This is a genomic window from Streptacidiphilus sp. EB129, assembly GCF_041262645.1.
Classification (GTDB): Bacteria; Actinomycetota; Actinomycetes; order Streptomycetales; family Streptomycetaceae; genus Streptacidiphilus.
In genome coordinates this window covers 1-1,686 of the sequence record NZ_JBGCCS010000103.1, presented here as the reverse complement: position 1 = coordinate 1,686, position 1,686 = coordinate 1, and the positions used below count along the sequence as shown (strand labels likewise).

Here is a 1,686-nt window from a genome sequence, read left to right as displayed (position 1 = left end):
AGTTAGGGCTTGCAGGTAATTAACACGCTTGTTGGATCTTGTTTTGGGCGGCGTCAGGGTTGAGGAACGCCGCGATGTCGGTGGGTGTGCGGAAGCGGGCGGTGGAAGGGGTGATGTGTTGGCCGTGTGCTTCCAGGAGCGGGCGGACTTCCCGGGTCACGCGGCTGATGGTCATGGCGGTGACTCCGAAGAGTTGGCCGAGGAGGTCCGTGGTGGCGAGTTTTCGCAGGTAGAGCACTGTCGCGAGGATCCGGTCGGCCGGGGTGAGTTTGGCTTTGGCACCGGTACCGGGGGCGGCGAGGCGTTCGTGGCCGCGGTGCGTGCGGAGCGTGGTCTCGCGTTGCGCCGCCAGCGCGGGAGTCAGCGCGTCGATCAGTTCGCTGAGCTCCTGGTGGGTCATGCCGGTCAGCTCGGGGTCCTGCAGTGAGTGTGGTGTCAGCTGATGTGGTTCGGCTTGGTGCGGTTCGCTTGTGTTGTCGTCGGTGGGGGTCGAGTCCTGGGTCGGTCGGGGGGCGAGGGTGTAGTTCCAGTCGCCGTGGAAGCGGTGCCGGGTGAGGGGGAGGGCGGCGATTTCTTCGTCGCTGACCTGGATTCCGGTGGGGTAGGTGTCGGTGTCCAGCTGGGCGTGCACGGTCAGGCCGGTGCGAGTGGTAGTCGCCGCGATGCTCTGGATGACGACGTCGTGGCTGGTCAAGGGCCTGCCGCGCCAGTTCATGGTGATGTGGGAGAAGAGCCGGTGCTCGATCCGGTTCCACTTGGATGTGCCCGGCGGTAGGTGCGAGACGGTGATCTGCAGTCCGGTCTCGGTGGCGAGTTGGGCGAGCTGGGTCTTCCAGGTGCGGGTGCGGTAGCCGTTGGACCCGCCGGCGTCGGCGGTGATCAGCAGCCGCCGCGCGCCACCGTAGGTGGTGCTTCCCACGCTGTTCCACCAGCGGCGGATCGACTCGACGGCGAAGGCGGCGGTGTCGTGGTCGGTGCCGACGTTGACCCAGCCGGTGTTCGTGGCCATGTCGTAGATGCCGTACGGCACCACTTTGCCCAGGACGCGGTCGGGGAAGTCGTGGGTGTCGACCTGGACCGGCTCGCCGCCGGGCTCCCACTCGCGGCCGCCGTTCTTGTAGGGGCCGACCAGTTCCTTCTTTTTGGTATCGACGCTGATGACCGGGTCGCCGACGCTCTGATGTGTCTTGACCTGCTCGTTGATGTAGCGGAACTGCGCGTCTCGGTCGGGGTTCTGTTTGCCTTCCAGGGTCTTGGCGTTGCCCTGGAGGCTGAAGCCCTCCTCGCGCAGCAGTGCGGCGACCGTGTCGGCGGAGACGCGGTGGCCCTGGGCGGTCAGTTCGCGGGCCAGGTTGCGGGTTGACTTCGTCGTCCACCGCAGCGGTGACATCGGATCGCCGCGCGTCTCGGGCTCGACCAGGGCCAGCAGTGCAGTTCGTAACTGCGGGTTCAGGTCGGTCAGGCGCTTGCGGCCCCCGCCTTCTCGGCGCACCCGCCCCAACGGCTCCTGGCCGGAGTCGAGTTCACTCACACCCCGTGAGACGGTCCCCTCGCGCACCCCGGCTGCCCTGGCCACCCGCCTGATCCCGCCATGCCCAAGGGTCCGCGCCTCGGCTCCCAGCAGCAGACGCCGCTGCCGCTCGTCCAGATGCGGCAGGAGTGCACCGAACTTCGCAGCCAGCGACA

1 protein-coding gene is annotated in these 1,686 nt (G+C 67.6%); it reads right to left on the bottom strand.

Going from position 1 to position 1,686, the window contains the following annotated elements:
* Nucleotides 1-19: 19 nt before the first annotated feature.
* Nucleotides 20-1,681, bottom strand: coding sequence for an ISAzo13 family transposase (locus tag ABH925_RS37625; RefSeq protein WP_370156138.1), 1,662 nt, complete (start codon nt 1,679-1,681; stop codon nt 20-22).
* Nucleotides 1,682-1,686 lie beyond the last annotated feature (5 nt).